Origin of the sequence: Mesorhizobium sp. M7A.F.Ca.US.002.01.1.1 (genome assembly GCF_004022955.1) — a bacterium.
In the GTDB taxonomy this organism is placed as follows: domain Bacteria; phylum Pseudomonadota; class Alphaproteobacteria; order Rhizobiales; family Rhizobiaceae; genus Mesorhizobium; species Mesorhizobium ciceri.
On sequence record NZ_RZQE01000310.1, the window covers coordinates 1 to 7,079 of the forward strand.

9 protein-coding genes and 1 pseudogene are annotated in these 7,079 nt (G+C 63.5%); 7 read left to right on the forward strand and 3 right to left on the reverse strand.

The window, feature by feature from the left end; translation table 11 throughout:
* A pseudogene (locus EN932_RS24595) lies at positions 1-341 on the forward strand (microcin ABC transporter ATP-binding protein); the annotation flags it as partial.
* A gap of 21 nt (positions 342-362) precedes the next feature.
* Here EN932_RS24595 and EN932_RS24600 read toward each other — a convergent pair.
* Positions 363-794, reverse strand: coding sequence for a TerB family tellurite resistance protein (locus tag EN932_RS24600; RefSeq protein ID WP_064993702.1), 432 nt, complete (start codon positions 792-794; stop codon positions 363-365).
* A gap of 147 nt (positions 795-941) precedes the next feature.
* Between EN932_RS24600 and EN932_RS24605 the strand changes: the two genes are divergently transcribed.
* The 4 genes from EN932_RS24605 (at position 942) to EN932_RS24620 (ending at position 3,371) form a co-directional block, all read left to right on the forward strand.
* The gene (locus EN932_RS24605; RefSeq protein WP_127369212.1) at positions 942-1,727 is read left to right on the forward strand and encodes a TSUP family transporter; all 786 of its coding nucleotides are present in this window, start codon (positions 942-944) and stop codon (positions 1,725-1,727) included.
* Positions 1,728-1,779: 52 nt separating this feature from the next.
* On the forward strand, positions 1,780-1,950 hold the full coding sequence (locus EN932_RS24610) for a hypothetical protein (protein WP_127369211.1): 171 nt from the start codon (positions 1,780-1,782) through the stop codon (positions 1,948-1,950).
* 101 nt (positions 1,951-2,051) lie between these two features.
* Complete coding sequence (locus EN932_RS24615; RefSeq protein ID WP_127369210.1) at positions 2,052-2,882, forward strand: AraC family transcriptional regulator; 831 nt, start codon at positions 2,052-2,054, stop codon at positions 2,880-2,882.
* A gap of 72 nt (positions 2,883-2,954) precedes the next feature.
* The gene (locus EN932_RS24620) at positions 2,955-3,371 is read left to right on the forward strand and encodes a VOC family protein (protein ID WP_128369129.1); all 417 of its coding nucleotides are present in this window, start codon (positions 2,955-2,957) and stop codon (positions 3,369-3,371) included.
* A gap of 12 nt (positions 3,372-3,383) precedes the next feature.
* Here the strand turns inward: EN932_RS24620 and EN932_RS24625 are convergent, their stop codons facing one another.
* Together EN932_RS24625 and EN932_RS24630 are read right to left on the reverse strand one after the other, a co-directional pair.
* The gene (locus tag EN932_RS24625; RefSeq protein WP_127369209.1) at positions 3,384-4,859 is read right to left on the reverse strand and encodes a cobyric acid synthase; all 1,476 of its coding nucleotides are present in this window, start codon (positions 4,857-4,859) and stop codon (positions 3,384-3,386) included.
* Complete coding sequence (locus EN932_RS24630) at positions 4,859-5,473, reverse strand: dimethylsulfonioproprionate lyase family protein (RefSeq protein ID WP_013531208.1); 615 nt, start codon at positions 5,471-5,473, stop codon at positions 4,859-4,861. The genes EN932_RS24625 and EN932_RS24630 overlap by 1 nt, the downstream gene beginning before the upstream one ends.
* 144 nt (positions 5,474-5,617) lie before the next feature.
* On the opposite strand from EN932_RS24630, the gene EN932_RS24635 reads away from it, so the two are divergent.
* Both EN932_RS24635 and EN932_RS24640 read left to right on the forward strand, forming a co-directional pair.
* Positions 5,618-6,784: an isobutyryl-CoA dehydrogenase gene (locus EN932_RS24635; protein WP_127384791.1), complete on the forward strand. Its 1,167-nt coding sequence runs from the start codon at positions 5,618-5,620 to the stop codon at positions 6,782-6,784.
* 25 nt (positions 6,785-6,809) lie between these two features.
* A partial coding sequence (locus tag EN932_RS24640; protein ID WP_164890604.1) for an NAD(P)-binding domain-containing protein occupies positions 6,810-7,079 on the forward strand: 270 nt, incomplete at its 3' end.

Sequence of the window (7,079 nt, forward strand, 5' to 3'; positions counted from 1 at the left end):
AGCGCCTGTCGATCGCCCGCGCCATCATCACCCGCCCCAAGCTGGTCGTTGCCGACGAGCCGGTCTCGGCGCTCGATGTCTCGATCCGCGCCCAGATCCTCGATCTGTTCGCAGAGCTCAACCAGAAGCTCGGCATCGCCTACCTCTTCATCACCCACGACCTGACCGTGGCCCGCGCCATCACGGACGAGGTGCTGGTCATGCATGACGGCAAGATCGTCGAGCGCGGCAAGACGAGCGAAGTGCTCGACCACCCGCAGTCCGAGGCTGCCAAGGCGCTTGTCACCGCCGCCCCTGACTTGCACCGGGCGATCGCGGAGCGGCTGCGGGAGCAAGGCTGATCAGGAGAGAAGGCGGCCCGATCACTCCTGCGTCTTGACCACATCGACCGGATTGATATCGAGCAGGTCGAGCGTGCGGCGCAGCAGGCGGATCTCGCTCTCGGCCAGTTGCGAATCCGCCTTGGCGATCTCCGCCATATGTTTGGCCAATTGCCGGCGCCGCTCGACGTCGAGATCGCGGAACAGTGCAATCGCCTGCGAGCCATTGGTCTCGTAGCCGAACTCGTTGAGATATTCGATGACGCTGTCGATGCTGCTTTCCGGAATGCCGAAGGCATCCTTGCAGATGCGCCGGAAGGCAACCATTTCGCTCTCGCTGACCGACCCGTCGGCCAGGATCATGCGAAACAGCATCAGCAGTTCCGCCGATAGGACCGGATCGTCCGCCACCTTGCGCACGCCGGGGTCGCCGTCGAATATCTGACGTATCTGGTCCAGCAATGCGAATGCCATCAGGAGCCTCTTTCCGGGTTAACTACACAAACACAATCCAGGCGCGATGCGCTGGGATAGAGGTAGCGCGGAATCGATCTTGCGCAAACAGGGCGGCCGTGGTCGAACGCCCGATATTTCAGCCAGCCGGACACCCCCATACATCAGATGATCGACCTTAGCATCCAGACCGTCGCCATGCTCGCTTTCGCCGCTTTTGCCGCGGGCTTTGTCGATTCGATCGCCGGCGGCGGCGGGCTGATCACAGTGCCGGCGCTGCTGCTTGCCGGCTTCACGCCGGTCCAGGCGCTCGCCACCAACAAACTGCAAGGCATGTTCGGCTCGGGCTCGGCGACCATCCACTACGCGTCGAAGGGTCATGTCGACCTGCGCCGGCAATTGCCGTCGGCGCTTCTGGCCCTTGTCGGCAGCGCCATCGGCGCCTTGCTGGCGACGATCGTGCCGGGCGACATACTGCGGGCTGCCCTGCCCATCGTGCTGATCGCCATCGCGCTCTACTTCGCGTTCAAGCCCAACATGAACGATGTCGACCGCGCCGAGCGCCTGTCGCCGTTCCTGTTTGGATTGACCTTGGTGCCCGCCATCGGCTTCTACGATGGCCTGTTCGGACCGGGCGCCGGCTCCTTTTACATGCTGGCCTTCGTGGCACTTGCCGGCTACGGCGTGCTCAAGGCGACGGCGCATACCAAATTGCTCAACTTCGCCTCCAACATCGGCGGCTTCATCGTCTTCGCGGCCTTCGGCGTCGTCTACTGGAAGATCGGCCTGATGATGGGCGTCGCCCAGTTCCTCGGCGCTCGCGTCGGCGCCAGCCTGGCCATGCGCATCGGCGCAAGACTGATCAAGCCGCTGCTGGTGATCGTCTGCCTTGCACTGGCGGTGAAGCTGCTGGCCGACCCGGCCAACCCACTGCGTGTCATGATTGGTGTGTGACTACACGCCCTGATAGAATGAGGCTGTTCGAATCATGTTGGAGGAGCCAGACATGAATCTCAGCGCGCCTACCCAGATTGTTTTCATCATTTCCCTTGTTATCGCCATCATCGGCATTCTCGCCGCGCTTGGCATTCTTGCGTTCATTCCAATCGCATCGGTGTGGATTGTTCTCATCGCCTACATCGTACTCGCCGCCGGTTGCTTGATGCGCGGCGCCTGACCATTTCCCTTGAAGTGGGGACGAGGAGCGCCCGGCCAAAAGCCGGGCGCTTTTGATTCCGGCCCTGGGTCTGTTAGATTTGACTGGCGCGAGGATGGCCGATGCCAGTCAAGATGCAACCCCAGCAAGAGCAGGACCGGTCCGTCGCCGGGCGGTTTGAGATGCGCCGGCGCCTGCCCGATCCTCGACTTCAGGGCATTGTGTCGGACATTTGCGGCTATCGCGAAATGGCGCCCGGCCATATGCGCAACGTCGAATATGCGTCGCTCACCGTACCGCTGGTCATCAGCTTCGCCGAACCCTTCGCCATCGGCCTCGGCAAGGCCCCCGGCGACAATGACCGCTTCGCCAGTTTCGCCGCCGGCCTCTTTGCCGGACCGGTGGTGATCGAATCCTTCGGCGGCGCCTGCTGCGTCCAGGTCAACTTCACGCCGCTTGGCGCACACCGTTTCTTCCGCCTGCCGATGAGCGAACTGACAGACAGCATGGTCGTCCTCGACGACGTGCTTGGCGCTCAGGGCTTGGCGCTGCGTGAACGGCTGGGCAATGCGCCGGATTGGACGACGCGTTTCGACATGGCCGAAGCCTTCGTCACCGCCCGTCTCGAGAATGCCGCCGAGACGCCACTTGAAATCGCCTGGGCCTATGACCGCATCATCACATCCGGCGGCCGGACCCGCATTGCATCGATCGCCGAAAGGCTGGGCTGGAGCCGCAAACATCTCGCCGGCAGTTTTTCCAACGCCATCGGCATGGGCCCCAAGACACTGTCGCGCATCGTCCGCTTCAACCGCGCGCTCGGCCTGTCGAGGCAGCAGGCCGTCGACTGGGCCGATATCGCAGCCGATTGCGGCTATGCCGACCAGGCGCATCTGGTGCGCGAATTCCGCGACCTCGCCGGCGAGACACCAACCGGAATCTCGGCCAGGTAACATTTCTTCAAGACGCCGGAACGGCCTTTACCCACAGTGGGGCATCGACCAACCCCGCTGAAGGAGATCGACATGACCACCACCGAAGCGCCCCGCCTCTACCCCGCCTTGCGCTACAGGAACGCGGCAAAGATGAGCGACTGGCTGGGCGAAGCCTTCGGCTTCGGCGTCCGGGCCCGCTATGGCGAAGGCGACGTCGTGCACCATGCCGAACTGGTTTTCGGCTCTTCGATGATCATGCTGGGCACCGCGCGCGACGACGACTACGGCAAGATGGTCGGCGAACCTGGCTCAGGCGGCGGCAAGCCGATCTACATCGCCGTCGATGATGCCGATGCCGCCTATGCCAAGGCCAGGAAGGCCGGCGCCACGATCATCCAGGAATTGACCAACCGCGACTATGGCAGCCGCGAGTTCATCTGCCGCGACCCGGAAGGCAACGTCTGGTCCTTCGGCACCTACTGGCCGAAGGCAAGCGACAAGGGCTGAGCCAACCGCGAATTACCGCGCCAGTGCAAAGATCGCGTCGCAGTCGAGATGGGTCTCCAGCTCGGCTGCGACCTCGTCCAGCGCCCGCTCGACCTCGGCTCGGTAGTCGATGCCGCCGCCCTTGATGCCGAGGCTTTCGAGGAATCTTCCGCGAAAGCCGTCGGTGCCAAACAGACCGTGCATATAGGTGCCGATCACCTTGCCATCGGCCGACACTGCCCCGTCATCGATGCCATTGATGACTGCAGACGGCCTCAGCGTATCCGGCCCGGTGGTGCGGCCGAGATGGATTTCATAGCCTTCGAGCGGCAGGTCGAACGGCACCGAACGGGCCCTGACGTTGCGCACCGTCTTTTCCGGCTCCATCACCGTTTCGATGTCGAGCAGTCCGAGCCCTTCGGCTTCGGTGACGCTGCCTTCGATGCCGTCGGGATCGCGCACCATACGGCCGAGCATCTGGAAGCCGCCGCAGATACCGACGACATGGCCGCCGCGCTTGCGATGCGCAAGAAGGTCGCGATCCCAACCGTTCTCGCGGAATTTCAAGAGATCGCCGATTGTCGACTTCGAGCCTGGAATGACCACCAGACCGGCATCGGCGGGCAGCGGCTTTCCCGGCGGCACGAACACCACCTCGACCTGCGGCTCAGCCTTGAGCGGGTCGAGATCGTCGAAATTGGCGATGCGGCCAAGCATCGGCACCGCCACCTTCAACGCGCGCGCTTCGCCGGACGCCAGCCGCTCCAGCACCACCGAATCTTCCGAAGGCAAGCGTGCCGCCGCCTTCAGCCACGGAACGACACCGAAACAGCGCCAGCCCGTGAATGTCTCGATCGACTTCAGGCCGTCGTCAAACAGCGAAACGTCGCCGCGGAACTTGTTGATGAGATAGCCGGCGATCATGCGCCGGTCCTCTTCCGGCAGGATCAGATGCGTGCCGGCCACCGAAGCGATGACGCCGCCGCGATCGATGTCGCCGACCAGCACCACGGGCACATCGGCGCGCGTGGCAAAGCCCATATTGGCGATGTCGCGGCTGCGCAGGTTGATCTCGGCCGGCGAGCCGGCGCCCTCGACGATGACCAGATCGGCGCCCTCGCCGACCTTGCCCCAGGACTCCAGCACGGCGTCCATCAGCCGGCCCTTCATCGCCTGGTAGTCGCGCGCCCGCGCTTCCCCGAACATTTTGCCCTGCACGATGACCTGCGCGCCGACATCGGTCTGCGGCTTCAGCAGCACCGGGTTCATGTGGACCGATGGTGCGACACCGCAAGCGATCGCCTGCAGCCATTGCGCGCGGCCGATCTCACCGCCGCCGGCATTGTTGTCACCTGGAATTTCGGCGACGGCGGCATTGTTCGACATGTTCTGCGGCTTGAACGGCCGCACCTTCAGCCCACGCTTTTTTGCCGCGCGGCAGAGGCCGGCGACCAGCACCGTCTTGCCCACGTCGGAACCCGTGCCTTGCAGCATGATCGCTTTGGCCATCAGTCCCTGCCCTGCGCCACGGTTCCGGTGATATCGGATTTCTGCGCCAACGGCCCGCCGCGCCAGATGTACAGCGCCAGCAACGGGTCTTTGCCCGTGCGCATGGCGTGATTGACGTTGGAAGCGTGATGAACGACCTCGCCGGCCGTACGCATGCAAAAGCCGCTCTCGCCCATGCGCCATTCGGTGCCGCCGGTCAGCGGAATGTAGATTTCCTCGGCGACGTGATGGTGGTCGGGATAGACGATATCTGGTCCAAGAATCAGCAGGCCGGCGGCGGCCGCGTCATTGGCAAAGTGGCCACGTGTGCCGAACACTTCCAGCCAGCCGTAATTCTCGATGAACTCTTTCCCGAAATCCGCCTCGCCATAAGTCTGCCCCCAGCGGAAATCATTCCGACGTCCGGCAAGCAGTTGCACCAGCGGCTTGGCATCCGGAGGCGCCAGTTCGGCGGCGCGATCGAGATGGCGCAGGCAGGCAAGCGGACGCGGCTCTAGCGTGCGGGCCGGCATGTCCCAGCCGATCCGGGCCACGGCATCGCGCATCAGGACATGATCCACGGTCGCAAGGTATGCGTGGAACCGGCCCAGCAGTTCATCGAATTTTGTCGTCACATCTTGCTCCGGACATGCATTGATGCACAGCCGCTCCGCAGGGGATCGGGTTGCGCGGCGGCATCATTGGTCTAGATTGGTGCGCGCGCAAAGCCAAAAACAACAGGCCAGCGAGCTAGCTGGCCAGCACACAGGGAGCACGCCATGGACGCCGCGGTCGATGCGAGCACCAGCCAATTCGAACTCAACGAGGAGCAGCGCGCCATCCAGGAGATGGCGCAGGCCTTCGCCGCCGACCGTGTCGCACCGAATGCGCTCGATTGGGACCGCAACAAGCATTTCCCGGCCGACGTGATCCGCGAGACCGGCCCGCTCGGGCTCGGCGGCATCTATATCAGGGACGATGTCGGTGGCTCGGCACTTGGCCGGCTCGACGCCGTGCTGATCTTTGAGGCGCTGTCGCACGCCGATCCGGCCTTTTCGTCCTTCATCTCGATCCACAACATGGTGGCCTCGATGATCGACCGTTTCGGCAATGACGAACAGCGCCAGCGCTTCCTGCCCAAGCTCACTTCGATGGAATGGCTGGCCAGCTACTGCCTGACCGAGCCAGGCTCCGGCTCCGACGCCGCGGCGCTCAAGACCCGTGCGGTGAAGAGCGGCGGCGACTATGTGCTCAACGGCACCAAACAGTTCATCTCCGGCGCCGGCGACAGCGATGTCTATGCCGTCATGGTGCGCACCGGCGCGGACGGGCCGAAAGGCATTTCCACCATCGTCGTGCCCAGAGATGCGCCGGGCCTCTCCTTTGGGGCAAACGAGTACAAGATGGGATGGCACATGCAGTCGACCCGCCAGGTCATCTTCGAGGATTGCAAGGTGCCGGCGGAGAACCTTCTGTCCGACGAAGGCGCTGGCTTCGGCATCGCCATGGCCGGGCTCGACGGCGGCCGGCTGAACATCGCCGCCTGTTCGCTGGGCGGCGCGCAGTCGGCGTTCGACAAGGCGCTGTCCTACACCGCCGAGCGCAAGGCTTTCGGCTCGAAGATCAATCAATTCCAGGCGCTGCAATTCAGGCTGGCCGACATGGAGACCGAGCTGCAGGCGGCGCGTATCTTCCTTTATGCCGCCGCCTCGAAGCTCGACCGCAAGGCGCCGGATGCCGGCAAATGGTCGGCGATGGCCAAGCGCTTCGTCACCGACACCGGCTTTAATGTCGCCAATGACGCACTGCAGCTGCTCGGCGGCTACGGCTACCTGCACGACTACGGCATCGAGAAACTGGTGCGGGACCTGCGCGTGCACCAGATCCTCGAAGGCACCAACGAGATCATGCGCGTCATCATCGCTCGCGCGCTGATTGGCCGTTGAAGCCAGCAACTCTGGGAGACAGACAATGACGACGATCGCCTTCATCGGCCTCGGCAATATGGGCAATCCAATGGCCGCCAATCTGGTCAAGGCCGGGCATGCGGTGAACGGTTTCGACCTCGTTCCGGAAAACCTCACCGTCGCCAAGGAACATGGCGTGACGATTATGGCGAATGCCTTGGCCGCGGTGAAGGATGCCGACGTGGTGATCACCATGCTGCCTGCAGGCAAGCATGTCCTCTCCGTCTACGAAGACATCGCGCCCAAGGCCAGGCAAGGCGCACTCTTTATCGAT

What these genes read in the sequence shown, in the direction of transcription:
- EN932_RS24600 (WP_064993702.1), bottom strand. Translation starts at nt 794, where the DNA reads ATGGCATTCGCATTGCTGGACCAGATACGTCAGATATTCGACGGCGAC.
- EN932_RS24605 (WP_127369212.1), top strand. Translation starts at nt 942, where the DNA reads ATGATCGACCTTAGCATCCAGACCGTCGCCATGCTCGCTTTCGCCGCT.
- EN932_RS24610 (WP_127369211.1), top strand. Translation starts at nt 1,780, where the DNA reads ATGAATCTCAGCGCGCCTACCCAGATTGTTTTCATCATTTCCCTTGTT.
- EN932_RS24615 (WP_127369210.1), top strand. Translation starts at nt 2,052, where the DNA reads ATGCCAGTCAAGATGCAACCCCAGCAAGAGCAGGACCGGTCCGTCGCC.
- EN932_RS24620 (WP_128369129.1), top strand. Translation starts at nt 2,955, where the DNA reads ATGACCACCACCGAAGCGCCCCGCCTCTACCCCGCCTTGCGCTACAGG.
- EN932_RS24625 (WP_127369209.1), bottom strand. Translation starts at nt 4,859, where the DNA reads ATGGCCAAAGCGATCATGCTGCAAGGCACGGGTTCCGACGTGGGCAAG.
- EN932_RS24635 (WP_127384791.1), top strand. Translation starts at nt 5,618, where the DNA reads ATGGACGCCGCGGTCGATGCGAGCACCAGCCAATTCGAACTCAACGAG.